This is a genomic window from Tepidimonas sp. HKU77, assembly GCF_049728535.1.
GTDB lineage: Bacteria > Pseudomonadota > Gammaproteobacteria > Burkholderiales > Burkholderiaceae_C > Tepidimonas.
Genome location: NZ_CP187300.1, coordinates 302,757 through 327,234 on the forward strand (window position 1 = coordinate 302,757; position 24,478 = coordinate 327,234).

Sequence of the window (24,478 nt, forward strand, 5' to 3'; positions counted from 1 at the left end):
ATCATCAGAAGTACGTGGTCACGGCGGCGTCGAGCGCGTCGCGCATGTCGGGGTCGTCAGTGATGGGTCGCACCAGTGCCATGCGACAGGCCGCCAGTGCGGCCACGCCTTGCGCCATGAGGCTGGCGGCATGGATGAGCATGCGCGTCGAGATGCCCTCGTCGAGCCCATGACCCTTGAGGTTGCGCGCCCGCTCGGCGATGTGCACGAGCTTGCTCGCCGTCTCCCGGTCCACGCCCGATTCGTGCGCCACGATCTCGGCCTCCACCTCGTGCTCGGGATAGTCAAAGTCCAGCGCGCCGAAGCGCTGTTTGGTGGACTGTTTGAGGTCTTTCATCAGGCTCTGGTAACCCGGGTTGAAGGAGATGACGAGCTGGAAATCCGGATGTGCCTCGATCACCTCGCCTTTCTTCTCCAGCGGCAGCATGCGCCGCTTGTCGGTCAGCGGGTGGATGACGACCGTGGTGTCCTGCCGGGCCTCGACCACTTCGTCCAGGTAGCAGATGGCACCATGGCGAGCCGCCAGCGCCAGCGGACCGTCCTGCCAGCGCGTACCTTGCGCATCGAGCAGAAAGCGTCCCACCAGATCGGAGGCGGTCATGTCTTCATGGCAGGCGACGGTAATGAGCGGCTTGCCCAGCCGCCACGCCATGTACTCGACGAAGCGCGTCTTGCCGCAGCCCGTGGGGCCTTTGAGCATCATGGGCATGCGTACCGCGTATGCGGCCTCGTACAGCGCCACCTCGTCGGCCACCGGGCGCCAATATGGCTCGCGAAGGATGCGGTAGCTGGCCAGCACATCACCGGCCGCCGGTGCGGGCGCGACCGCGGCGGCGGTCACCACCGACGCAGCGGGCGCGGCGCTGGCGGAGGGGTTGATGGCGGCGGCCTGTGCGCGCGCCGCATACAGACGACGGGTCAGGGTGTTCATGGTGGTTCCGAAAAACCCGGCGGTGCGGGCAGCAGGGGGTCAATCTGGCCAGACGCGGCGGGGAAAGCGCTCGCCCGCGCTCGAGGGCGGAACACCTCCGTCCGTCCGGTCGGCCGCCACCACGGGCACCGCGGCGCTGGGTTCTGCGTGCGCTGCCGACGCTGCTGTGCGGCGGGCTCGACGTGGCTGGGGATCCTCGGCCGCCGGGGCGGGGGATGTTGGCGTCGGTGGCGCCGGACGCGCACCGCGCACGCTGGCCGCCAGGCGCTGGGCAGTGGTTCGGTTCATCTTTGCATCTCCTCGATCACGGCTTCGATGTCGGCCACGGCCGCCGCCGCCGATGGGCCCATGGCGTAGGCCGTGCTGCCCTGTAACGCAGCGCGGCGAAAAACCGCGCGCCGCCGTACCACGGCACGCAGGGCGGGCAATCCAAACTCGCGCAGCGCCTCGTGCATGGCTTGCGACAGCGCGCTGCTGGGCTCGACTTGGTTGACGACCAGCCAGGCGCGCAGCCCGGGCCGGCGCGCCTGCTCGGCCACGACGGCCTGCACCAGGCGCCAGCTCGCCCACAGGTCCAAGGGTGACGGCAGCACCGGCACCAACACAGCGTCGGCCGACGCCAGGGCGCGCTGCGCCGCCGGGTGGTCGACGCTCGGCGGGCAATCCCAGACGACATGACGCGGTTCGGGTTCGGCCGCCAGGGCGCGTTCGCCATCGAGCACTACCATGCCCGCCAGCGCACCCCATTGACTGGCCGAGCCTTGCGGGTCCAGATCGGCCAGCACGGTCGGGGCACGCCGCGCCAGGCCCGCCGCCAGATGGACGGCCAGCGTGGTCTTGCCCGTGCCGCCCTTGGCATTGAGCACGGCCAAGCGCCGCGGCAACCCCGATGTCATGCCGCCCCACCCACCGCCAGCGCGGCCGCGGCGATGCGGCGCGCCAGCTCGTGCTCGCCGTCGCCCAACTCGCCCTCGGCCGCAATGGTGATGTTGACGTAGGTCGGGCCAAAACTGATGTTCTGCGCCGCGCGGCCGAGCGCGTCTTGCACCTCGGCGACCCGATCCAGAAACGCGCGCGTCTGCCCGTAGCTGGCAAACGCAAACCGTTGAAACAGGGCGGGCGGACGCGATTGCGTGGTCCAACCCAGTGCGGCAAGATCATCCATGGCCTCGTCCTCCTCAGTGTGTAGGCGTGGCATCTTGCTGCCAAGCACCGAAATGCTGCGCCTCTTCTTGCGCCAGCTCGCGCATGAGCACCTCGGTGGCGGGGTCGCGCACGCGGCGGGCGTGGTCGGCAGCATCTTGATACAGCACCACGGCCGCTTGTTCGAGCTGGCGGTTGAGGGCCGGGAAATCGGTCACACCACGACCCAGCCGCGCGGGCGGCAGTGCGCCGGCGCACGGGGCCACGCCCAGCTCGATGAGGCGCTGCATCAGCCGCTGTGCATGGGCCAGCTCCTCCATGGCCTCGGCCTGCAGCCGCTCGGCCCAGTCGGGATAGCCGCTCATGCGGGCCAGCGTGGCCTGCGCCAAATACTGCTGCACCGCCGCAAACTCGTGCTGCAGGGCGCGGGTGAGCCAACCCAGGGTGCGTGCGTCGGCGGTCATGGGGCGCTCCTGGGTGCGTGTGCTCAGCTACGGGTGGACGTGATCTCGGCGTCGCGCCCACCGCCGGTGGCATCGGGCCGCGTCGGCAGGATGCCCTCGACTTCGCTGTGCACGCGCGCGATGATGTGCGCTGCCACCAGCCCGTCGCCCACGCGCTCGCACGCGTCCGCACCGGCACGCACCGCGGCGTTGACCGCGCCCGTCTCGCCGCGCACCAGTACCGTCACATAACCGCCACCGACGAACTGGCGGCCAATCAGCCGCACCTCCGCCGCCTTGGTCATCGCGTCGGCCGCCTCGATCGCGGGCACCAGCCCGCGCGTCTCGATCATGCCCAGGGCAATGCCCGTCATCGTTGCCATCACGTTACTCCTCGTGGTTGGGGATGGGCGCTGGTCGCTCCCACGACGTCAGCGCCGTCGCACCGCATCAAACGCTCGGCGCGGTGGGCAGGATGCCCTCGACTTCGCTGTGCACGCGCGCGATGATGTGCGCTGCCACCAGCCCGTCGCCCACGCGCTCGCACGCGTCCGCACCGGCACGCACCGCGGCGTTGACCGCGCCCGTCTCGCCGCGCACCAGCACCGTCACATAACCGCCACCGACGAACTGGCGGCCAATCAGCCGCACCTCCGCCGCCTTGGTCATCGCGTCGGCCGCCTCGATCGCGGGCACCAGCCCGCGCGTCTCGATCATGCCCAGGGCGATTCCTGTCGTGTTTGCCATGTCTACTCTCCTCGTGGTCACCATTGCGTTGAAACACCTGAGCCGATCGGCTCACCCCTTGCCCGCAGCAGGCCCCGTGCCTGCTGCGCATTGCTCTTGCGTCTGTGACGACGCAGCATCCTCATCGTCCCACCCATCCAAAATGCCGCAGATCGTCAGATCGGTGATGCAGGTCGGATCTGGCATCGCCAACCGGGCCGCGCTGCCGGTGGTGGCGAACACCCAGCGGCCGATCGGCGCGCCCACGGCGTCTGTCGCCACCGACACCACGCCTTGCGCGCTGCGCACCACACGCAGCGACGCCGAACCCAACCCCGGCACGCGCCGGGTACACACCAACTCGTCGATCACGCGCACGATGTCCATCGGTGTCACCCTTCGGGATTCCAGCGGTCGATGATCCCGACGATGGTCAGGTCGGACGGAAAATCCTTGGCCCCGGCCGCCTCGCGGGCGGCCGACGAGCCGACACAAATCACCCAGTCCCCCGGCACGCAGCCGACCGCATCCACCGCCACGCTGCGCGGCCCGCCGGGCTTGTCCTGTACCACCAGCAGCGGCCGGTGGCCGAAAGCCTCGATGCGGTTGGTGGAGACCAGGGTTTTTTCCACTCGCATGATCTTCATCGCGTCGCCTCCGTCTCAGTGCCCGTGCAGCGACAGGCCGCCGGGCTCGTCCACCAAGGCCACCGTCTCGGTGCCATGGCGGTCGCTGACGGCGACACGGCAATGCAGCAGGCCGCGGGCATCCCACTGGGGATAGCGCGCCCGCACGGCCGCCGCCACCCGTTGCCCGCGCTCTATGGCGCGCTGGCGCGCTCCCGGCACACGCGAGGAATAAGTAAAGTGCACCAGCACCGGCAAGGCCAGCCCCCGACGCAGGTTGAGGGCGGTAAAAATCTTCACCCCCACGTCCAGATCGGCTGCTCCCTCCTCCACCGTGTCCAGGTGCGCGTGGTAGTACTGGTTACGCAACTGCAGCGGCGGCAGAGCATCCCCGACACAAACGAAGGCTTCGTCGTGCCCGATGACGGCGTAGCGCCCTTCGTGGTGCTGGATGACGTATTCGATCTGCGACATGTTGGCTTGCAACCACAGCAGCGCCAGCCGTGCCAAGCCATCGTGCCCGGGCACCCGCGTCAACACGCCGCCCAGGTCGCGCGCATGGGCATCCACCGCCGCGGCCAAGTGGCGCTGGGCAGTCGGGGCATCCAGACCCAGGGTTTCGCGGTAGAGCGCGGCCGCGTCCAAGAACCGGTCTGCATGCAGTCGACCCTGCGCATCGGGCAGGTGAATGCGCAGCGCGTCTAGGTCGGTGTCCACGCCCAACAACATCACCAGCGGGGCGGCCCCCACGCCATACAGGTTGTCAACGGCCGCGCGCAGCGCATGCAGCCGATCGATGGCCGCCGTCACCGCCCGCTCATCGTGGCTGCCGTGCGCGGCGCACCCCTCGTGGCGGGGATGCGACGAGCTGAAGTGATAGACCGCCACCTTCAGATAGTCCAACGCCTGCGCGGCGGGCAGCAGGCCACATAGGCGCTCCAGCTCGCGCTGGGTCCACTCGGCCACGTCCAATTCGACGTCGAACAGGGCACCGGCGTAGGCTTTGACGCTGACCATGTCGGCCGGTGCGGTGCGCAGCACGAACGGCAACAGCCCCTGCAACCGCCCATCGGCACACGGGCTCACGTCCAGCGTATGCACCCCACACGCCTGCAGCGCCTCGGCTTGCACGGGCAGCCGCCGCATCCACGGTGCGCGGTCTTGCGCGGCCAGGCGCACGCAGCGCTCGATGGTGGCAAACATCGCGTGCGCGTGCAGCGCGGCCATGTCGACCCCCGCCACCCAAGCGTTTTCCAGCGCAGCCAGGGGCCACTCGATGTCTAGGCGCTGCCGCGCCAGGGCCTGTGCCTGCTCGACGAAATCGCGGTCGTGCTGACGTGCCGAGAGCGTACGCAGCACGTCCTCGATGGCCTCGAAGCGCCCACGCACGGTCTGCTCATAGTCGTGCAGCAGCGCGTTGAGCGTGCGGTCCACCAGCGGATGCTCGCAACGCTGACCGGGGCCCGGCACGCACACCGGGCTCACCGGTTGCGCAGTCGCGCGCGGCAACACCGCACCCGCTGCCTGCAGCCCATGTCTCGGCGCAGGCGCGTGCGCGCGCGCACTGCGTTGCAGAGCGAGTTGGCGTTTGCGCGTGTCCATGGCCGTCGATCCTTGTGCCGGCGGACTCAGCCGCGTGCCCCACCGGAGACGGTCACCACCGCACCACGCGGCGTGTTGCCACTGGAGCCCGTGATGGGGCTCAGCGGCACTTCGTCATGGGCGACGGCCTTGAAATGCCGGGCATGCGCGCCCATCGGGCGCGGCATGCCGCGCTGCGTCGGGTTGCGCACGGCAGCCGACGTGCCTTCGGTGCCGGTCACACGGCGCTCACTGCCCCACGCATCGCCCGTGATGCGCAGCGAACGCGCATCGGCCCCTTCACCCGTGACCCGCTGCGCGGCGGCGGGCGGCATTGCTGTCGAGCCCGGTGTCAACCAAGCCGCGCCCGTAGCGGCGCCGTGGCGAAACTCGGGCGTGCCCGTGATCAAGCCATGCGCTTTCATGCCTGGCCCGGTGACACGCTGCTGTGCATCGTCGCTGCCGGCGCTGCCCGTGATGCGCTGGCGGCGCTCCCACGCCTGCCGCGCAGGGGGCTGGATGCTGAACCCGCTGGGCGGCGGCGGGGCGTCGGTCGCGGCCAGCTCGGGATAGCGCGTCAGCCAGCGGCCACTCAACGTGCACCCGCCTTGGAGGTTGTCCGGCCCCACGTACGGCGTGCCCGTGACCGGTTCACACGCGCCGCGCTCGTCGCCGGTGATGCGCCCGCCGCCCGCTCCAGGGCTGTCGCCACTCACGGTGGCCAGCGCAAATCCGGCTGGCATGCGCTGCGCAGGGACCATGGCTTCCTGCGCCGGCGCCATCGCGGTGGCCATTGCCGGTGCGGCCTCGGCTGGCGCCGTCGGCGCGAGCGTCTCGGGTGCGACGGTGCCCGCACGACGCGACGCCGTCCCGGCGCGCAGTCCCACTTGCCCCTGGGCCGACAGCGCGTACTGCGTCCCAGAGATCGGGCGCTGCGCACCGGCCTCGTTGCCGGTCACTTTCGGACTGCGGCCCACCGGCGTGCCCGTCACCTCGTTGTCACCACGCGAGGACATGACGCTGACCTTGTGCGGGGCGCGCGGCGCCACTTGCTCGCACAGCGCAGCATCTTCGGCCGCCAGATAGCGGGTGCCCGTGATGCCGCGACAGGCGCCGGTCTCGTTGCCGGTGACCTTGCCCTGCAGCCCGGGATGCACGCCCGTCACCGGTCGGCCCGCTTCGGTGTGCGTTACCTCGACCTTGGGGGGCCGCGGCGGCTGGGGGCGACTGCCGCACCACGCCTCGAATTGTTCCTGCCCGATATACTCGGTGCCAGTCACGTGCCGACAGGTGCCCAACTCCATGCCCGTGACCTTCTGGCTGCGCTCGACCTGCGTGCCCGTGACACGCTGACCCGACAGGGTGTGCCCCTCTTCGGTGTGCGCGGCTGCGCGCTGCTCAGCCGACTTGCGCACGCGGCCGCTCGGGCGCACCGCTGCCGCTGGCTGAGTGGATGCGGCCAGGCCGGCGCGTCCGGCGAGCGCGAGCAACGTGCGCCGCTGCATGGCCAACTGCCGACCGGTGGCGCCCTTTTGCAGGGCTTCGCGCCAATCGCGATCCGGCATGGTGGTCGCCAGCCGAGTGGCCTGCGCCACGCGGGTGAGTCCCGCCTTGCCGTCGCGCGCCAGCGCGGCACGGCGCGCCTGAGCCAGCGCGCGTCCCGTCGGGGTGACAGCGCGCGCGACCTGGTTGGTGTCGGGCGCCGACGCACTCTCACGTGCTGCCGCCAGCATGCGCGCCACACCGTCGCTGCCCGCACAGCCGCACGCGCCACCCGTGCCACCACAGCCACAGCCGGCTGACCCTACCCCTGACCCGGCATCCGACGCCGCCGCTACCGGCGCACTGTGCGCCATCGCGGCACGGACCTGTTGAGCGCCATTGCGCCCCAGCTGCGCCAACGCTTGGCGCCGCTGGCGTGCCAGCTCTCGCCCCGAAAGGGCAGCCTTGACCACCGTCCCGTCCATGGGGGACTCCTTCCACAACAAAACCAACGGTGGAGCCGCGGGCTCCGATCAGCGGTAAACGACGAACGCCAGACCCTGGCTCTGGGCGTAGTTGTCGTAAGCGACGAAGCGCACCATGTGGTTGGGAAACTCGCGGTGGCACGCTTCGATCTCGGCGAGCACCGCGTCGACCGACTGCTCACCGAACATCGGCAGCTTCCACATGTACCAGTAGCTTTCCTTGGCGGGCGTGCCGCGCTCGGTGTGCTCGACGGCCGGGTTCCAGCCCTGCGCGAGCGCATAGGCGATCTGGCGGCGCACCTGCTCCGGCGTCATTTGCGGCAGGTAAGAAAACGTTTCGTATTTGAGCGATTGCTTGTAGGCCTGCATGGCGGATCTCCTCGGGTGGAAGGGGAATTACTTGTGCTGCACGTCGAGCTTGTCCACGACGTCGAACTCGAACTTGATCTCCTTCCATGTCTCCATGGCGATCTTGAGTTCGGGCGAGTGTTGAGCGGCAGCGGTCAGAATTTCCTTGCCCTCCTTCTCGAGGTTGCGCCCCTCGTTGCGCGCCTGCACGCACGCTTCCAGCGCCACCCGGTTGGCATGGGCGCCGGCGGCGTTGCCCCACGGGTGACCCAACGTACCACCGCCGAACTGCAGCACCGCGTCATCCCCAAAGATGGTGACCAGCGCCGGCATGTGCCACACGTGGATACCGCCGGACGCGACCGCGAAGGCACCGGGCATCGAGCCCCAATCCTGGTCGAAGAAGATACCGCGGCTGCGGTCTTCGGGCACGAACGACTCGCGCAGCAAATCCACCCAGCCGAGCGTGGCCTGGCGGTCGCCCTCCAGCTTGCCGACGACGGTGCCGGTGTGCAGGTGGTCACCGCCCATCAGGCGCAGCACTTTGGTCAGCACGCGGAAGTGGATGCCGTGGTAGGGGTTGCGGTCGATCACCGCGTGCATCGCGCGGTGCACGTGCAGCAGCATGCCGTTGTCGCGGCACCAATTGGCCAGCCCCGTGTGCGCACAAAAACCACCGGTCAGGTAGTCGTGCATGATAATGGGCGCGCCGATCGACTTCGCGTACTCCGCGCGCTTGAACATTTCGTCCGGCGTGGGCGCGGTCACGTTCAGGTAGTGGCCCTTGCGCTCACCGGTCTCGCGCTCGGCCTTCTCGGTGGCCTCTTGCACGAAGTCGAAGCGCTGCTTCCAGCGCATGAACGGCTGGCTGTTGACGTTCTCGTCGTCCTTGGTGAAGTCCAGCCCCCCGCGCAGCGCCTCGTACACCGCGCGGCCGTAGTTTTTGGCCGACAGTCCCAGCTTGGGCTTGATGGTGCAGCCCAGCAGCGGACGGCCGTACTTGTTCATGATGTCGCGCTCGACCTGAATACCGTTGGGCGGCCCGCCGCAGGTCTTGACGTAGGCGATGGGGAAGCGCACGTCCTCCAGGCGCAGCGAGCGCACGGCCTTGAAGCCGAACACGTTGCCCACCAGCGAGGTGAACACGTTGACCACCGAACCCTCTTCGAACAGGTCGATCGGGTACGCGATGAAGGCGTAGAACGCGGTGTCGTCACCGGGCACGTCCTCGATACGGTAAGCGCGGCCCTTGTAGTAGTCCAGGTCGGTCAGCAAGTCGGTCCACACCGTCGTCCAGGTACCGGTGGACGACTCGGCCGCCACGGCGGCTGCCGCTTCCTCGCGATCTACCCCCGGCTGCGGCACGATCTTGAACACCGCCAGCAGGTCGGTGTCCAAGGGGGTGTAGTCGGGCATCCAATAGGTCTGGCGGTATTCTTTGACGCCAGCGTTGTACGTTTTGACGGCCATGCTCACTCCTCGGATCTCATGGTGGTTGGGCGAACCCGTTGCCTCGGGGCTGTTCGGACTATAGGCGAGCGCCAAGGAAAGTCAAAGTAAAATATTCAAAGCCTAATCTTTTACTTTTATAAATTTATGAACCCCCGTCACCTGACCCTGCATCAGCTGCGCATCTTCCACGCGGTCGCCACGCACGGCAGCTTCGCGCGCGCGGCCGAGGCGCTGCACCTAGCGCCGCCCACCCTGTCGCTGCAGGTCAAGCAGTTGGCCGAGACGGTGGGGCAGCCCTTGGTGGAACAGATCGGGCGACGCATCTACCTCACGGCCGCTGGGCGCATGCTGGCCGAGGCCGCCACGGATGTGGACGAGCGTCTGCGCCGCCTGGGAGAAGATCTGGCCGCGCTGCAAGGCATCGAAAAAGGGAGCGTTCGCCTGGCCATTCTGACGACGGTGAAATACGTGGTGCCCAAGTTGCTGGGCGGCTTTGCGGCCGCGCACCCCGGCATCGACGTGGCCATGGTGGTGGGCAACCGCGACGCCCTGCTGCAGCGGCTGGCCGCCAATCAGGACGATCTCTACATCCTCGGCCAACCCCCACAAGACTGGGACGTGCAGTGCGAGCCGTTCGCCGACAATCCGCTAGTGCTGGTGGCCCCGCCCCACCATCCGCTGGCGCGCGAGCGCCACATCGACCCCCGGCGCTTGGCCGACGAGCCCTTCATCCTGCGCGAGCCGGGCAGTGGCACGCGCGCCACGATGGAGCGTTTTTTCGAGGCGGTGGGCGTCACGCCGCGGGCGCGCCTCGAAGTCGGCAGCAACGAGGCGATCAAGCAGACCGTCGCCGGTGGCCTGGGGCTGGCGGTGTTGTCGGCGCACACCGTGGTGGCCGAGCTGGCGCTGGGCGAGCTGGTGCAGCTGGACGTGCAGGGCTTTCCACTGCTGCGGCAGTGGTACGTGGTCACGCCGCGCGGCAAGCGGCTGTCACCGGCCGCAGCCGCGTTCAAGGACTGGCTGTACGCGCATCGGGAGCAGGCGCTGGCCCAGGTTCGTCAGCCGGCAGCCGCTCGGCGCGCACGCGGTCGATCCGCCGGCCCTGCATCGACAGCACCGTGAGGCGCCAGCCCGCCACGTCCACCGCGTCGCCTACCTGCAACAGCGCGCCGGCCACCGTTTGCATCAGCCCCGCCAACGTGGCGTAGCGGTCGTGTTCCTCGTCGGGCAGCGCCGCGATGTCCAGGCGCGACTTGAACTCGTGCGCTGGCATGGCGCCGTCGAACAACCACGACCCATCCGGCTGCGGCGTCGCCCACGCGTCGTGCGGCTCGGCGCTGAACAGCTCGCCCGTGATCGCCTCCAGCACGTCCAGCGGCGTCAGCAGCCCCTGCACCTCGCCGTACTCGTCCACCACGAATACCATGCGCATGGCGCGTGCGCGAAACTGCTCTAGCAGGTCCAGCGCGGTCAAGGTCTCCGGCACGAACACCGCCGGACGCGCATCCCGGTACCAGTCCTGCTCGCGTCCCCCCATCTCGTCCAACGCGATCAAATGCGACAAATGCACCACACCCGTGACGTCGTCCAGCCCGCCACGACACACTGGGTACCACGAATGCCCCCCATGACGGGCCCGCTCCAGCACGACCGACAATGGCTGACCAGCGTCCAGCCAATCGATGTCCGAGCGCGGCACCATCAAACTGCTGAGCTGACGCTCGTCGAGCGCCAGCACGTTGCGCACCATGCGGTGCTCCTGCCGTTTGATCACACCCGCACCGAGCCCCTCGCGCAGGCTGGCGTGGATTTCTTCCTCGGTCACGGTTTGGGCAACGTCCGTGTCGATCCGCAGCAAACGCAGCACCCCCTGCGTGGTGGCTGAGAGCAACAGCACGAACGGCTTGGCCACCCGTGCCACGGCGGCCATCGGCCGCGCGACCCACCGGGCAACCGCCTCTGGGTACAGCTGGCCAATTCGCTTGGGCACCAGCTCGCCGAATACGATGGTCAAAAACGTGATCGCCACGACGACGATGGCCGTCGCCGACACCGACGCGGTCACCTCGGACCATCCCCAGCGCATCAGCCACGCCGCCAGGTCGTCGCTGAACGCGGCCTCTCCAACGATGCCGTTGAGCATTCCGATGGAGGTAATGCCCACCTGCACCGAAGACAAGAACTGCGTCGGGTTGTCCAGCAGCTGCAGCGCGGTGCGTGCGCCCCGGTCGCCGGCCTCGGCCAACGTCGACAGCCGCGCCCGACGGCTGGCCGCCAGGGCCAGCTCCGACATCGCAAACGCCCCGTTGAGCAGCGTCAGGAAAACGATCAGCAGGATGTCCATAATCTGTCCGATGGCACTTTACCTGATTGGCGATGTCCAGGGGTGTGACGCCGCGCTGGGGCAGCTGCTGGCGGAGGTGGGCTTTTCACCGAGCCGCGATCGCTTCGTCTTACTGGGCGATGCGGTCAACCGCGGCCCCGACTCGCTGGCCGTGCTGCGGCGGCTGCGCGCGCTCGACGACGCGGCCGACACCCTGCTGGGCAACCACGACCTGCATCTGCTGGCAGTGGCGGCCGGGGTGCGCGTGCCGCACCGCAGCGACACGCTGGACGCCATCCTCAACGCCCCCGACCGTGCAGCGCTGCTGGACTGGCTGCGACAGCGGCCGTTGGCGTTGATGGAGCGCGGCTGGCTGCTGGTGCACGCGGGCGTGCTGCCCGCCTGGACGGCGCAGCAAGTGCTGGCACTGGCAGCCGAGGTGCAGCAGGTCTTGCGCGGTGCGGACGTGGCCGAGTGGCTGCGCCAAATGTATGGCAACACGCCCACCGCCTGGGACGACACGCTGCACGGGCCCGCACGCTGGCGCGTCATCGTCAACGCGCTGACCCGGCTTCGTTTTTGTACGCCCGACGGACACATGGAGTTTGCGACCAAGGATGGCGCCGCCGACGCGCCCCCGGGCTATGTACCATGGTTCGACGTGCCGGGGCGGCGCAGCGCCGATACCCCAATCGCGTTCGGCCACTGGTCCACGCTGGGCCTGCTGCAGCGGCCCGACCTACTGGCGCTGGACACGGGCTGTGTGTGGGGAGGTTCGTTGAGCGCCGCACGGCTGCCCGACGACACACCACCGGGAACCGCCGCTGGTGTGGAAATCATCCAGATACCGTGTCCGCAGGCGCGGGTGCCGGGGCGGGAGGGCTAGCGACTGCCTGCGGGACGCGCAACAGCGCTGCCACTTTGCGCTTGGGTCGGATGTACGCGGACAAACCCTTCGGCGCCGGTGCCTTGACGGGTTGTTCCCAATCCGGACGGACGTCCGGCGGCAGCGATGGCTCATAGGGCTGGTCGAGCAGCGGATCGGCGGGGGCACGGCGCGTCGACGCCGCACGCGCCGGGCGCGCGGCTGCCGGTCCAGACGTAATCCTCTCGCGTGTCGGCTCCGCAAGAGCGGGCGCCGAGGCCGCTGCGCGCGCCCCCTCGGCACTGCGCGGCGGCCGCGCACGGGAGCGGCGCTCGTCGTCGATGTCCAACGGCTCGACCTCGACCTTGCGGCCGATGAGTTTTTCGATCTCGGCCAGCAGACGGGCATCCTTGGCACTCACGAACGACACCGCCAACCCCGAGGCACCGGCGCGACCCGTGCGGCCGATACGGTGAACGTAATCTTCCGCGTTGAACGGGATGTCGACGTTGAACACCGCCGGCACATCCTTGATGTCGAGCCCGCGCGCGGCGACGTCGGTACACACCAACAGATCGACCTGCCCCTGCTTGAACGCGTCCAGCGCCTTGAGGCGCTCGTCCTGGCTCTTGTCGCCGTGCAGTGCGGCCACCCGCAACCCGTCGCGCTCCAACGCACGCGCCAGTCGCGCGCAGCCCAGCTTGCTGTTGACGAAGACAAACGCTTGCGTCACCTGGTGCTCGCGCAAGAGCTGCTTGAGCGCCTGGCGTTTGTCCTCTTCCTCGACGCGGAAAAAGCGTTGCTCCACGGTCGAGGCCGTGGTGTTGGCACGCGCGACCTCGATGACCACCGGGTCTTGCAGGTAGCTGGCCGCCAGGCGCTTGATCTCCGGCGAAAAGGTGGCCGAAAACAGCAACGTCGTGCGCTGCTTGGGCAGGTACGACAAGATGCGCTGCAGATCAGGCAAAAACCCGATGTCGAGCATCCGGTCCGCCTCGTCCAGCACCACATACTCGACTTGGTTGAGTACGGCCGTCTTGGCCTCGATGTGGTCGAGCAAGCGGCCAGGCGTGGCCACCAAGACCTCTACGCCCTTGCGCAGCTCTTCCACCTGTGGCTTCATGTCCATGCCGCCGAACACCACGGCGCAGCGCAGCGGGGTGTATTTGGCGTAGAGCTTGATCTGCTGCGCCACCTGGTCAGCCAGCTCGCGCGTGGGCAGCAGCACCAGCGCGCGCACCGGATGGCGCGCCGGCGATGTGGAGGTGTTGGCATGGCGCAACAGCCGCTGCAGCAACGGCAGCGAAAACGCCGCCGTCTTGCCGGTGCCGGTCTGCGCGGCGCCCATGACGTCGCGCCCTTGCAGCACGACGGGAATGGCCTGCGCCTGTATGGGCGTCATCGCCGTATAGCCCATCTCGGCCACGGCGCGCGCCAGGGGATCGGCCAGATTCAATTCGGAAAAAGCGTGCGTCATCGGGCGCTATTGTCGCACCGCATCACAGGCGGCGCCAAATGCGCCATGCCATGGCGGCCGGCGCCCCCGTGGCCGATGGCTGCTGCGCAGCGACAACGTCCGGCCCACCACTCAGGCGTACGATGGTGCAGGATCGCTGGTGGGGCGGCCCTGGAAGTCGGTCCAGCAGCGGCGCGTAAAGTCGTACAGCTTGCAGCGGCGTGCCGTATCGAAGTACCAGCGCCAGCTGAAGCGCTGAATGATGATGCGGCCGGGCAGCATGTCCTCCAGCTTCTTCTGGGCCTGCTTGAGCTTGTACAGCGGTACGCTCATGTCCACGTGGTGCGCCGTGTGCTCCATGATGTGGTGCATCAGCGCACCGACGCGTAGCGGGAACTCCAGGTGCACCGTGGTGGACACGAACGGCGCCGCCTTGGCCCAGGCGGCCTTGTCGTCGTGCCACTGCACCGCCGGGTGGGTGTGGTGCACGTACACCACGAAGCCGATCATCGCGTTCCAGAACACGAAGGGCACCACGAAGCCCATGACCACCTGCAGCCACACCGACTGCCCCGTGGCCAGCGCCGCCCAGACCATGCCGCCGATCCACAGCAGCCCGACGCCGAGCACGAACACGCCATCCCAGAAGAACTCAGGCCGGCGCGTGCCCATATAGGTCTTGCGCGGGAAGAACATGCGCAGCCACCACATCTCGATGAAGTAGTACAGCGCGGGGCCCCAGCCGCTGCGGTAGATACGCTCCAGCAGACGGCGGCCGGGCGACAGCGCGTCGAACTCGGCCTTGGTCAGCGGCGCCCAGACGAAGTCCACTCCCTTGAGGTTGGTGTAGCCGTGGTGCACCACGTTGTGGCCGACCTCCCACAGGCTGTAGGGCGTCAGCGACGGAATCATCGCGATGCGACCCAGCACCTTGTTCAAGCCGCGGTGCGGCGTGTAGCTCTGGTGGCAGGCGTCGTGCCCGATGATGAACAGCCGCCCGATGACGAAGCCCGCAGCCAACCCGCACAACAGCTTGGCCCACCACGCCTCAAACACGATCGTCCCCGCGATCAACGCCGCGAAGATGGCCCAATCCAGCAGCAACAAGGCGATGGCGATGGCCGTGCGGCGCTCGCCGAGCGGTGTGATCCAGCTGCGGATGACCTTGCGGTGGGGCAGCGGCTGCCCCGGAGGAATGGGTTGGGACGCCTCGGGCGCGGACACGTTGGAGGTCACAGACATGGCGAAATCGGAAAACGCAAACGATGGACGAACCGGATCTCGGACGGCACGGCACGCACCGACCACTCTCGAGATCCACGCGCGCGTCGAAGTATGCCCGAACAAGCTTGCACCCACTTGACTTCGGTCAATCGATGAATGCTTGCGCTTCGGCGCAAACGCCAGCCCCAAGAAATTCTTGCGCGCCTTATAATGGAGGACTTTGCTGGCAACATCCACCAACCCCACAGGAAACGATTCATGGCAAGCAAATCCAAAAAGTCCCCGCGCTTGGCCTCCGGCCGCAAGCGCGCCCGTCAAGACACCAAGCTGAACGCGCACAACAGCTCGCTGCGCTCGCGCTACCGCACCGCGATCAAGAAGGTCGAGAAGGCCGTCGCCGCTGGCGACAAGGCCCAGGCGACCGCGCTGTTCGCCCAGATGCAGTCGATCGTCGACACCATCGCCGACAAAGGCATCTTCCACAAAAACAAGGCCGCCCGCGACAAGAGCCGCCTGTCGGCGAAGGTCAAGGCCCTGGCCACCGCTGCCGCCTGACGGCGACACACCCCCCGCCCGGATGCCGGTGGCCGCCAGCCACCGCCCATCCGCCGTTTGGACCGGGTGCGCTGCCAGCAAAGCCGCACCGAACAGGCCGCCGAGGCGACAGCCCGGCGGCCTGTTTCCATTGGGAGGGTCGCTCGCGCACCCGCCGCCGCGGCGCGCATCCCCCACGCCCGCGTCAGCGCGAACGCCCCGCCGACGACTCGGTCGACGGCGCCTCGGGCAGCAGGCACGCCTCGGTCACGACCAAGTCGTTGTCGCGCGCGAACCCCATCACGAAGTCCCATGCCCGCACGTCGTAATCGCGCAACGCCCGGTCGACGACCACGCACTTGATGCCATTGACGACGGTGGGAATCACCCAAGGCGAATAGCGCAGGTGCCCGCCAGGCCCCTGCCCGGCTTGGGGATGAAACGGGCTCATGACACCCGCCAGCCGCTCGGCCCAATCGCTGGGACGAAACGTCCGGCCACTGCGGGTGACCCCCTGGATGAAGACTTGTTGGGCGTTGGGCGTGACCATCGCGCTGAATGGGCCCCTTGCCGGTGGGCAAGCGGCCATGGTTGGGGTGGACTTCGGCTCCCGCGCGGGGGCCGCGGCAACGCGAGGATCGCTCCCGTCGCCTGACAAGTATTGTATCTTATATAAGACTTGACGCACCCGACGGCAACCCCGCTGCAGAGACAAGAACTAGAATCCAGCGTTGGCCCGCTGGCATTTCTCACCCCAAATCAAAACCCGCACGCCCATGAACGCTCCTGCCGAACCCCACGTGATGTCCACCTACGCCCGCGTGCCCATCATGCTGTCGCATGGGCGCGGCTGTCGTGTCTGGGACGTGGAGGGCCGCGAGTACCTCGACGCGCTGGCGGGTATCGCGGTCAACACGCTGGGCCACGCCCACCCGCGCCTGGTCAAGGCGTTGCAAGAGCAAGTCGAGCGACTCATCCACATCAGCAACTACTACCACCACCCGCTGACCGAGCCGCTGGCCGCCGCGCTGTGCGAGCGCAGCGGGCTGGACAAGGTGTTCTTCTGCTCCACTGGGCTGGAGGCCAACGAGGCGGCGCTGAAACTCGCGCGCAAGTTCGGCCACGACAAGGGCATCGATCGCCCCCAAATCGTCGTATACGAAAAAGCCTTCCACGGCCGCTCGATCGCCACCCTGTCGGCCACGGGCAACCCCAAGGTGCAAGCGGGCTTCGAGCCGCTGGTCGAGGGCTTTATCCGCGTGCCCATCAACGACCTTGATGCCCTGCGCGCGGCCACCGCGGGCAACCCCAACGTGGTGGCGGTGTTTTTCGAGGCGATCCAGGGCGAAGGCGGTGTCCACCCGCTGTCGCCGGAATACATGGCCGGCGTGCGCGCGCTGTGCGACGAGCACGACTGGCTGCTCATGATCGACGAGGTTCAGTGCGGCATGGGGCGCACGGGCAAATGGTTCGCGCACCAATGGGCCGGCATCCGGCCCGATGTCATGCCGCTGGCCAAAGGGCTGGGCTCGGGTGTGCCCATCGGCGCGGTGGTTGCGGGCCCCAAGGCAGCCCACATTTTTCAGCCGGGCAACCACGGCACCACGTTCGGCGGCAACCCGCTGGCCATGCGCGCGGGGCTGGAGACGATCCGCATCATGGAAGACGAGGGGCTGCTGGACAACGCGGCCAAGGTCGGCACCCATCTGCACACCCAACTGTGGGCGGCGCTGCACGGGGTGCCGGGCGTGCGCGAGATCCGCGGCAAAGGGCTGATGCTGGGCATCGAGTTGGACCGCCCGTGCGGCGACTTGGTGCAGCGGTGTGCGCGGGCCGGCCTGTTGCTGTCGGTCACGGCCGAGCGGGTGATCCGCCTCGTGCCGCCGTTGATTCTGACGCACGCCGAAGCCGACGAAATCGTGGCCAAACTGGTGCCGCAGGTGCGGGCCTTCCTGAACGAGACGAGCGCATGAAACACTACCTGCAGTTCAAGGACTTGACCGCCGACGAATACGCGTATTTGTTCGTGCGCGCGGCGTTCGTCAAGCACAAGTTCAAGGCGGTCGAACGCTACCAGCCATTTGCCGACCCCGACCGCACGTTGGCCATGATCTTCGAGAAGGCGAGCACGCGCACGCGCGTGAGCTTCGAGGCGGGCATGTACCAGATGGGTGGCTCCGTCGTGCACCTGACCACGGGCGACAGCCAGCTTGGCCGCAGCGAGCCCATCGAGGACACCGCGCGCGTCATCAGCCGCATGGTCGACCTCGTCATGATCCGTACCTTCGAGCAAAGCAAGATCGAGCGCTTTGCCGCACACTCGCGCGTACCCGTCATCAACGGGCTAACCAACGAGTTTCACCCCTGCCAGATCCTGGCCGATCTGTTCACCTGGCTGGAGTACCGCGGCCGACGTGCCGACGGCTCGATCGACCCCGCGGCGCTGCGCGGCATCACCGTGGCCTGGGTGGGCGACGGCAACAACATGGCCAACACCTGGCTGCAAGCGGCGCAGATTCTGGGCTTTCGCGTGCACATCAGCACGCCCCGCGGCTATGAGGTCGACCCCGCGGTGGCCGGTGTGCCGCCGGGCGACTTCTGGCAGGTGTTCGACGACCCGATGGACGCCTGCCGTGGCGCCGACCTGGTCACCACCGACGTGTGGACGAGCATGGGCTTCGAGGCCGAAAACGAGGTGCGCAAGCAAGCGTTTGCCGCCTGGTGCGTGACCCCGGCCATGATGGCGGTGGCGAAGCCGGACGCCTTGTTCATGCACTGCCTGCCCGCCCACCGCGGCGAAGAGGTCGCGGCCGAGGTGATCGATGGACCTCAGTCCGTCGTCTGGGACGAAGCCGAAAACCGCATGCACGTGCAAAAGGCCTTGATGGAGTATTTGCTGCTGGGCCGCCTGGCCTGAAACACCCGTCGCCCCCATCGGACGCCCATGAGCGACTGCCTGCGCTGTGGCGCGTGCTGCGCCCATTTTCGCGTCGACTTCTCCGTTTACGAAACCGCCTCGTGCGGCGGCAGTGTCCCCGATGGCTTGGTGGTGGAGGTGGCAGGTGCCACGGTGCGCATGCGCGGCACCGATCACTGGCCACCGCGCTGTGCGGCGCTGACGGGCACACTCGGCGAGCGCGTCGCCTGTGCCATCTACGAGTGGCGCCCGTCACCGTGCCGCGAGTTCGAGGCCGGCAGCGACGCGTGCGCGCGGGCCCGCGCGCGGCATGGCTTGCCCGCCCTGGCTGCGGACGGCTAGACCCCGTGCTTGCGCGGCTGCCGCTGCAACGCCGCCTCGACCTGCTGACACAGCGTGCGCAGCACCTCGATGCGTGACCACAGCTTGTCGTCCGACGCCACGATGTGCCATGGCGCCACCCGGGTCGAGGTGCGATCCACCATGTCCTGCACCGCGCGCTCGTAGGCGGGCCACTTTTCCCGGTTGCGCCAATCCTCGGGGGTGATCTTGAACTGCTTGTGCGGTGTCGTCTCGCGCTCGCGAAAGCGCCGAAGCTGCTCCTCAGGCGTGATGGCCAGCCAGAACTTGACGATGATCACGCCCGCCTCGGCCAGCTCCTCCTCGTAGGCATTGATCTCGCCGTAAGCGCGCATCCAGTCGGCCTCGCTGCAAAAGCCCTCCACCCGCTCCACCAATACCCGGCCGTACCAGGAGCGGTCGAAGATGACCGCCCGACCATGGGGCGGAATGTAGCGCCAGAAGCGCCACAGATAGGGCTGGGCGCGCTCGTTTTCGTTCGGCGCGGCCACCGGCACCACCCGATAAAAGCGTGCATCGAGCGCTTGCGTGATGCGCCGGATGGTGCTGCCCTTGCCCGCCGCGTCCATGCCTTCGAACACCACCACCAGCGAGCGCTCGCGCAGGCGCGCGTCGCGGCTGAGCAGATTCAAGCGGCCCTGCCAGCGCTCGAGCAACCGGTCGTAGCGCTCGCGCGGCAGGCGCCGGCTGTAGTCTTGCGCCCGCAGCAACGTCACGTCATCCGTGCCCGTCTCGATCACGCTGGGCGGCAGGGGCGGCGTGGGCGGGGCTGGCTTGGCCGTGTGCTGCAGCACCGACAGCAGATGCCGCCCGGCGGTCAGCTCGCGATAGCACACGTCACTGCCCTCGATCACGATCCAGGGTGCCTCGCCCAGGCTTGTCTTGCGCAACGCTTCGTCGCTGGCCTCGATGAATTCGTCGTAGTGCTTCAGGTGCTCGCGCTCGCGCGGGCCAATGCGCCACGCCGTGCGAGGGTCGGCCGCCAAATCCTTCAAGCGCCGCCTGGCTGCTTTCTTGGACAGATGGAACCAGAACTTGACCAGCACCACCCCCTCGGCCACCAGCATGCGCTCGAACTGGCGAATGCGCTCGAGCCGGTGCACAAACCGGTCGGCGTCGTCGTCACCCATCACCCGTGCTAGGATGGGGTCGGTGTACCATGAGCCGAACAGCATGGCGATGCGCCCTTTGGGCGGCAACACCTGCCAAAAGCGCCACATCTCGGGCCAGCGGCGCTCCTCCGGCGTCATGGCATCGAACGCCTCCGTGCGGATGTGGCGCGGGTCCATCCAGGCATTGAGCGTGTTGACCGTCTCGCTGCGCCCTGCCCCATCGACACCGTTGATGAGCACCACCACCGCCCGATCGGCACGGCGCAACAGCTCATATTGGGCGTCGAGCAATGCGGCGCGCAAGGCCGGCACCTCTGCCTTGTAGGTCGCGCGATCGATGCGGTGACCGATCTCGGCCGAATCGAACATCCTCGAGCCCTCCTCTGCCCAAATGGATCTTGCTATAATACTGGTCTTTGCTGGCAAAGCCTCGTCTGCCGTGATCACCTTGTCGACGAGGAACCCTTGCCAGGCAAGCCCCGTCGGGTCTGATCTTCCCCACGTGCGGCCCCTGGCGCACTTTCGGAAACCATTGGCCAATGACCACCATCCGCGTTAAAGACAACGAACCGTTCGACGTCGCCCTGCGCCGCTTCAAGCGCACGATCGAAAAGCTGGGCCTGCTCAACGAGCTGCGCGCCCGCGAGTTCTACGAAAAGCCCACCGCCGAGCGCAAGCGCAAAAAGGCAGCCGCTATCAAGCGCCACCTCAAGCGTGTGCGCTCGCAACAGCTGCCGCAGCGCCTGTACTGAACGGGGCGCCACCCCACTCGGCTTGCGCCGACCCCCAAGCCCGCCCGAGGACGCTCCGGCGGGCTTGCGTATTGGTATCGACACCGCTGATACGGAGCGACCCTGCCATGTCTATGAAAGACCGCATCACCGACGACATGAAAGCCGCCATGCGCGCCAAAGACAGCGCGCGCCTGGGCGCCATCCGACTGCTGCTGGCCGCCATCAAGCAGAAGGAAGTGGACGAGCGCACCACGCTGGATGACACCGGCGTCGTCGCGGTGGTGGACAAGTTGCTCAAGCAGCGCCGCGACTCGATCGCCGCCTATGAACAAGCGGGTCGCACCGATCTGGCGGACCAAGAACGCGCCGAAGCCGCCGTGCTGGAAGCCTACCTGCCCGCACGACTGGATGCCGCGGCGATTGCCGCTGCCGTCCAGAACATCGTCGCCCGTGTCGCGGCCGATTTGGGCCGCGCGCCCACGCCCACGGACATGGGCAAAGTCATGGCGCTGGCCAAAGCCGAGCTCGCCGGGCAGGCCGACATGGCGCAGGTATCCGCTGCGGTCAAGGGCGCGCTGGCTGGCTGAACCGCCCGCCCCCCACCGTCCATGACGACGGCTCCCGACCTCGCGCCCGCCGAGGCCCCGATTGGCGTCTTCGACTCCGGCGTCGGTGGCTTGTCGGTACTGCGCGAAATCCACCGCCTGCTGCCCGGCGAAGACCTCATCTACGTCGCCGACTCGGGCCATGCGCCCTATGGCGACAAGCCTCCAGCTTTCGTACAGGCGCGGGCTGAACACATCCTGCGGCAACTGCGGCGTGCGGGGTGCAAGGCGGTCGTGGTGGCCTGCAACACCGTCACGGGCCTGTCCATTCAGGCCCTGCGCGCGCAGCACCCCGGGTGGCCATTGGTGGCCATCGAGCCGGCCGTCAAACCCGCGGCTGCGCTGACGCGCAGCGGCGTCATTGGCGTGCTGGCCACGCGCAACACGGTCGCCAGCCCAGGGCTGACCCGCCTCATCGCCGAGTACGCGGCGGGTGTGCAGGTACTGCGCCAAGCCTGTCCCGGCTGGGTCGAGCGCGTCGAGCGCGGCGAACTGGACGGTCCCGATACCGAAGCGGCCGTGGCCGACCGCGTGCAACCGCTGCTGGATGCCGGTGCCGACGTCCTGGTGCTGGGCTGCACCCACTACCCGTTCTTGCTGCCCGTCATTCAACGCATCGCGGGTCCGTCCGTCGCGATCCTCGACCCCGCCCCCGCCGTGGCGCGTGAACTGGCGCGCCGGCTGACCGAAGCCGGGCTACTCAACTCCCGCCCACGAGGGGGAATGGTGCGCTTTTGGACCAGCGGGGACCTCACGCAGACCGGCACTGTGATCGCCCGGCTGTGGGGCAGCGACACACAGCCCGAGCGCTTGGTGGGGGAGAATACGGCCGAGCCCTGAGCGGATCTTTCTGGGATCTGACCTTCACGGCAGCAACCAATTCACCCGGGTAAACAGGGCGTCGGTCACAGCTTGGACACGCAAGAAACCCGCAGCCGACGGGAAACGTTGCGCAACCCTTTGATTTATCTGGTGGGTCGTGCAGGATTCGAACCTGCGACCAACGGATTAAAAGTCCGCTGCTCTACCGACTGAGCTAACGACCCATCATTCGCGACAGCTCTCTACTGCACCGCGCGAAAGCTCACATTATAGCAACAATTTCAAGCGTTTTTGCCGCGTAAGGCGCTCAGGCATCGCTCGCGATGGCATCCATCACCCAACCCGCGGCGCACAGGCCAAAGGTAGCGGTGACCGCCACGCTAGAGCCGTAGCCGTGGCAGTTGAGCGAGCCGTCCGGCATCCCTGCCGCCATGCAGGCAGCATCGGGTGGCCGCACGGCCTCGCGGCTAAAAACCGCGGTCACCCCGATGGCACCCTGGCGCGGCGCGCCGTGCGCCTTGCGCAGGCGTTGCCGCAGCTGCGCCAGCAGGGGGTCGTGGGTGGCGAACGCGATGTCGGCGATTTCGACCTGCTCGCCCCGACGCTTGCCGCCGGCCGCGCCCACGGTCACGAACCGCACGTGCTCATCCCGGCTCCAGGCGGCCAGCGTGACTTTGGCCGCCATCTGATCGCAGGCATCGATGACGGCCAGCGGCCCCTGCATGCCTTGCTGCGCACGAGCGTGCGCCAGCAACGAGAGCCAGTTGTCGGGCGTGACGAAGTCGTCGATCGCCAGCACGTGGCAGCCGGGGTGAATGGCGGCGATACGCGCGCGCATGGCCTCGACCTTGGCCTGGCCGTAGCTGCCCTCGAGCGCATGGATCTGGCGGTTGGTGTTCGACTCGGCGATGTGATCCAGATCGATGAGGGTGATGCGCCCCACCCCACTGCGCGCGAGTGCCTCCGCGGCCCAAGAACCGACACCGCCGATGCCGACGACGATCACGTGGGCGTCGAAGATGCGCTGCGCCCCACCCGGCCCGTACAGTCGACGCAAGCCGCCAAAGCGGCGTTCGAAGTCAGCCGCGCCCTGTCCGATCTCGGTGGCAGACGGCTCGGCGCTCACTCGCGTTCCAACAACCACAGCTGGAGCCGCAGACCCGCGACGGCACCCAGCAGGATACCTGCGAAGGCCACGACACTGGTCAGGCTCAGCGTCGAGACACCGGACAAGCCCTGCCCAATGGTGCAGCCCATGGCGGTGACACCGCCCACCCCCATGCACAGCGCCCCCACCAGATGCAGCGCGGTGTCACGCGTGCCCGCGAAGCCCTCCCAACGGAAGGTGCGCGTGGCCAGTGCGTGTGCCAGCGCCCCGGCCACCACACCCAGAACCGAGACCACGCCGAGACTCAGCACCTTGTTTTGGTCGCTGAAATAGATCAACCAGTCCAGCGTATAGGCGATGGGGGCGGTGAAGGTGAGCGCCTCCATGCGACCGCTGTTGGTGGCCACGAAGACGGGCTCCAGCGTCTCGGGGTGTTCGGGCACGAAGCCCAAATGTCCCGTCACCCACCACATGGCCACGACGGTGGCGCCGATGCCCAGACCGGCGAGCCACGCCTGGGACGAGCGGCGCACGCCGTCATCCCAAGCCGCCCAAACGATGAGCGCAAACCCCACACCGACACCGATCCAAAGGGCTGCCGTGGCCGACCAACCCAGGTGCGCTGCCAGCCAGAGTGACAGCGGACTGCCGGGCTGCATCTCGAACGCGACCCGATCCACCGTGCGATCCCGCAGCACGGCGGTGATGCCGCGCAGCGTCGCAAACGCCGCCACGCCCATGACGAAAAACACGACGACGGACTTCAGGCTCCCCCCGCCGATGCGCACCAGCGTCTTGCTACCGCACCCAGACCCCAGCACCATCCCAAAGCCGAACAGCGCGCCACCGACGAGGGCCGACAGCCAAATCACGCGCCCGCTGTAGTAAATGGTTTGTGTGGGGTCGATCCACCCGAGTGCGGCCATGCCATGAAACCCCACCATGGCCACGCCAATGGCCATGATCCACATGCGCATGCGCGTCCAGTCGCCCATGTTGACGATGTCGCTGACCGCGCCCATGGTGCAAAAGTGGGTGCGGTGCGCGATGGCACCAAACAGGGCCGAGACGGCGAACGCTGCCCCGAGAACGGTGTGATACAGGGATTGAAAAGCCGCGGAATCCATGGTGTTGCGCTCGGTAGAGGGCCAGATTCTACGGCCCCACGTCCGGCGCCGCGCTGCGCCATGGCCGCGCGGGC

General features: G+C 67.9%; 28 protein-coding genes and 1 tRNA gene. 9 read left to right on the forward strand and 20 right to left on the reverse strand.

All coding sequences use genetic code 11. From position 1 onward, the window contains the following. Positions 1–4 precede the first annotated feature (4 nt). The 12 genes from ACPP3B_RS01365 to ACPP3B_RS01420 form a co-directional block, all read right to left on the reverse strand. Positions 5–931 carry a CbbQ/NirQ/NorQ/GpvN family protein gene (locus tag ACPP3B_RS01365; RefSeq protein ID WP_299021775.1) on the reverse strand — a complete coding sequence of 309 codons (927 nt, stop codon included), beginning with the start codon at positions 929–931 and terminating at the stop codon, positions 5–7. Between the two features lie 284 nt (positions 932–1,215). Beyond that, positions 1,216–1,827, reverse strand: a complete 612-nt coding sequence (locus ACPP3B_RS01370) for an AAA family ATPase (protein WP_424859505.1) — start codon at positions 1,825–1,827, stop codon at positions 1,216–1,218. Beyond that, the gene (locus ACPP3B_RS01375) at positions 1,824–2,096 is read right to left on the reverse strand and encodes a 4a-hydroxytetrahydrobiopterin dehydratase (RefSeq protein WP_424859506.1); all 273 of its coding nucleotides are present in this window, start codon (positions 2,094–2,096) and stop codon (positions 1,824–1,826) included. Before ACPP3B_RS01375 ends, ACPP3B_RS01370 begins: the two co-directional genes overlap by 4 nt. 13 nt (positions 2,097–2,109) lie before the next feature. Beyond that, positions 2,110–2,538 (reverse strand): ferritin-like domain-containing protein, encoded by a 429-nt coding sequence (locus tag ACPP3B_RS01380; protein ID WP_424859507.1) that lies wholly within the window; start codon positions 2,536–2,538, stop codon positions 2,110–2,112. 23 nt (positions 2,539–2,561) lie between these two features. Beyond that, on the reverse strand, positions 2,562–2,900 hold the full coding sequence (locus ACPP3B_RS01385) for a BMC domain-containing protein (RefSeq protein WP_299020251.1): 339 nt from the start codon (positions 2,898–2,900) through the stop codon (positions 2,562–2,564). 67 nt (positions 2,901–2,967) lie between these two features. Beyond that, the gene (locus ACPP3B_RS01390) at positions 2,968–3,264 is read right to left on the reverse strand and encodes a BMC domain-containing protein (RefSeq protein WP_299020249.1); all 297 of its coding nucleotides are present in this window, start codon (positions 3,262–3,264) and stop codon (positions 2,968–2,970) included. Between the two features lie 51 nt (positions 3,265–3,315). Then, positions 3,316–3,630, reverse strand: coding sequence for a carboxysome peptide B (locus tag ACPP3B_RS01395; protein WP_299020248.1), 315 nt, complete (start codon positions 3,628–3,630; stop codon positions 3,316–3,318). A gap of 5 nt (positions 3,631–3,635) precedes the next feature. Beyond that, on the reverse strand, positions 3,636–3,890 hold the full coding sequence (locus ACPP3B_RS01400) for a carboxysome peptide A (protein WP_299020246.1): 255 nt from the start codon (positions 3,888–3,890) through the stop codon (positions 3,636–3,638). 15 nt (positions 3,891–3,905) lie between these two features. Further along, positions 3,906–5,471, reverse strand: a complete 1,566-nt coding sequence (locus tag ACPP3B_RS01405; protein WP_424859508.1) for a carboxysome shell carbonic anhydrase — start codon at positions 5,469–5,471, stop codon at positions 3,906–3,908. A 26-nt stretch (positions 5,472–5,497) separates the two neighbouring features. Further along, a complete protein-coding gene (locus tag ACPP3B_RS01410) occupies positions 5,498–7,417 on the reverse strand; it encodes a CsoS2 family carboxysome shell protein (RefSeq protein ID WP_424859509.1) in 1,920 nt (639 codons plus the stop codon). A 48-nt stretch (positions 7,418–7,465) separates the two neighbouring features. Continuing rightward, positions 7,466–7,786, reverse strand: a complete 321-nt coding sequence (locus ACPP3B_RS01415; protein WP_424859510.1) for a ribulose bisphosphate carboxylase small subunit — start codon at positions 7,784–7,786, stop codon at positions 7,466–7,468. A 27-nt stretch (positions 7,787–7,813) separates the two neighbouring features. After that, positions 7,814–9,235 (reverse strand): form I ribulose bisphosphate carboxylase large subunit, encoded by a 1,422-nt coding sequence (locus ACPP3B_RS01420; RefSeq protein ID WP_299019590.1) that lies wholly within the window; start codon positions 9,233–9,235, stop codon positions 7,814–7,816. 126 nt (positions 9,236–9,361) lie between these two features. Here ACPP3B_RS01420 and ACPP3B_RS01425 point away from each other — a divergent pair, with 126 nt between their 5' ends. Further along, positions 9,362–10,339, forward strand: coding sequence for a LysR family transcriptional regulator (locus tag ACPP3B_RS01425; protein WP_424859511.1), 978 nt, complete (start codon positions 9,362–9,364; stop codon positions 10,337–10,339). On the opposite strand, the gene ACPP3B_RS01430 is transcribed toward ACPP3B_RS01425, so the two are convergent. Next, positions 10,227–11,561 (reverse strand): hemolysin family protein, encoded by a 1,335-nt coding sequence (locus tag ACPP3B_RS01430; protein WP_424859512.1) that lies wholly within the window; start codon positions 11,559–11,561, stop codon positions 10,227–10,229. The genes ACPP3B_RS01425 and ACPP3B_RS01430 overlap by 113 nt on opposite strands. Before the next feature lie 10 nt (positions 11,562–11,571). Between ACPP3B_RS01430 and ACPP3B_RS01435 the strand changes: the two genes are divergently transcribed. Beyond that, positions 11,572–12,426, forward strand: a complete 855-nt coding sequence (locus ACPP3B_RS01435) for a symmetrical bis(5'-nucleosyl)-tetraphosphatase (protein WP_424859513.1) — start codon at positions 11,572–11,574, stop codon at positions 12,424–12,426. Here ACPP3B_RS01435 and ACPP3B_RS01440 read toward each other — a convergent pair. Together ACPP3B_RS01440 and ACPP3B_RS01445 are read right to left on the reverse strand one after the other, a co-directional pair. Beyond that, the gene (locus ACPP3B_RS01440; RefSeq protein WP_299019581.1) at positions 12,377–13,882 is read right to left on the reverse strand and encodes a DEAD/DEAH box helicase; all 1,506 of its coding nucleotides are present in this window, start codon (positions 13,880–13,882) and stop codon (positions 12,377–12,379) included. The two genes, ACPP3B_RS01435 and ACPP3B_RS01440, sit on opposite strands and share 50 nt — an antisense overlap. Positions 13,883–13,993: 111 nt before the next feature. After that, positions 13,994–15,103: a fatty acid desaturase gene (locus ACPP3B_RS01445; RefSeq protein WP_424859514.1), complete on the reverse strand. Its 1,110-nt coding sequence runs from the start codon at positions 15,101–15,103 to the stop codon at positions 13,994–13,996. Between the two features lie 240 nt (positions 15,104–15,343). On the opposite strand from ACPP3B_RS01445, the gene rpsT reads away from it, so the two are divergent. Next, entirely contained in the window at positions 15,344–15,640 is a 297-nt protein-coding gene (rpsT, locus tag ACPP3B_RS01450; protein ID WP_299019597.1) for a 30S ribosomal protein S20, read from the forward strand. A 184-nt stretch (positions 15,641–15,824) separates the two neighbouring features. Here rpsT and ACPP3B_RS01455 read toward each other — a convergent pair whose 3' ends face one another. Further along, a complete protein-coding gene (locus ACPP3B_RS01455) occupies positions 15,825–16,169 on the reverse strand; it encodes a DUF3579 domain-containing protein (RefSeq protein WP_424859515.1) in 345 nt (114 codons plus the stop codon). A 226-nt stretch (positions 16,170–16,395) separates the two neighbouring features. Between ACPP3B_RS01455 and ACPP3B_RS01460 the strand changes: the two genes are divergently transcribed. The 3 genes from ACPP3B_RS01460 to ACPP3B_RS01470 are packed head-to-tail and all read left to right on the forward strand — an operon-like array spanning position 16,396 to position 18,878. Next, the gene (locus ACPP3B_RS01460) at positions 16,396–17,592 is read left to right on the forward strand and encodes an aspartate aminotransferase family protein (RefSeq protein ID WP_424859516.1); all 1,197 of its coding nucleotides are present in this window, start codon (positions 16,396–16,398) and stop codon (positions 17,590–17,592) included. Beyond that, positions 17,589–18,536: an ornithine carbamoyltransferase gene (gene argF, locus ACPP3B_RS01465; protein ID WP_424859517.1), complete on the forward strand. Its 948-nt coding sequence runs from the start codon at positions 17,589–17,591 to the stop codon at positions 18,534–18,536. Before ACPP3B_RS01460 ends, argF begins: the two co-directional genes overlap by 4 nt. Before the next feature lie 27 nt (positions 18,537–18,563). Further along, the gene (locus ACPP3B_RS01470; RefSeq protein ID WP_299021319.1) at positions 18,564–18,878 is read left to right on the forward strand and encodes a YkgJ family cysteine cluster protein; all 315 of its coding nucleotides are present in this window, start codon (positions 18,564–18,566) and stop codon (positions 18,876–18,878) included. Here the strand turns inward: ACPP3B_RS01470 and pap are convergent. Beyond that, a complete protein-coding gene (gene pap, locus ACPP3B_RS01475; protein WP_424859518.1) occupies positions 18,875–20,377 on the reverse strand; it encodes a polyphosphate:AMP phosphotransferase in 1,503 nt (500 codons plus the stop codon). The two genes, ACPP3B_RS01470 and pap, sit on opposite strands and share 4 nt — an antisense overlap. Before the next feature lie 170 nt (positions 20,378–20,547). Between pap and rpsU the strand changes: the two genes are divergently transcribed. From rpsU to murI, 3 genes are all read left to right on the forward strand, one after another. After that, the gene (rpsU, locus tag ACPP3B_RS01480) at positions 20,548–20,760 is read left to right on the forward strand and encodes a 30S ribosomal protein S21 (RefSeq protein ID WP_143901936.1); all 213 of its coding nucleotides are present in this window, start codon (positions 20,548–20,550) and stop codon (positions 20,758–20,760) included. Positions 20,761–20,867: 107 nt separating this feature from the next. Beyond that, positions 20,868–21,329 (forward strand): GatB/YqeY domain-containing protein, encoded by a 462-nt coding sequence (locus ACPP3B_RS01485; protein ID WP_424859519.1) that lies wholly within the window; start codon positions 20,868–20,870, stop codon positions 21,327–21,329. A gap of 21 nt (positions 21,330–21,350) precedes the next feature. Then, entirely contained in the window at positions 21,351–22,187 is an 837-nt protein-coding gene (murI, locus tag ACPP3B_RS01490) for a glutamate racemase (protein ID WP_424859520.1), read from the forward strand. A 130-nt stretch (positions 22,188–22,317) separates the two neighbouring features. Here murI and ACPP3B_RS01495 read toward each other — a convergent pair. From ACPP3B_RS01495 to ACPP3B_RS01505, 3 genes are all read right to left on the reverse strand, one after another. Continuing rightward, positions 22,318–22,393: transfer RNA gene (locus ACPP3B_RS01495), tRNA-Lys, on the reverse strand. A gap of 83 nt (positions 22,394–22,476) precedes the next feature. After that, complete coding sequence (locus ACPP3B_RS01500) at positions 22,477–23,295, reverse strand: tRNA threonylcarbamoyladenosine dehydratase (RefSeq protein WP_299021296.1); 819 nt, start codon at positions 23,293–23,295, stop codon at positions 22,477–22,479. Further along, on the reverse strand, positions 23,292–24,404 hold the full coding sequence (locus tag ACPP3B_RS01505) for a YeeE/YedE family protein (RefSeq protein ID WP_424859521.1): 1,113 nt from the start codon (positions 24,402–24,404) through the stop codon (positions 23,292–23,294). The genes ACPP3B_RS01500 and ACPP3B_RS01505 overlap by 4 nt, the downstream gene beginning before the upstream one ends. Positions 24,405–24,478 lie beyond the last annotated feature (74 nt).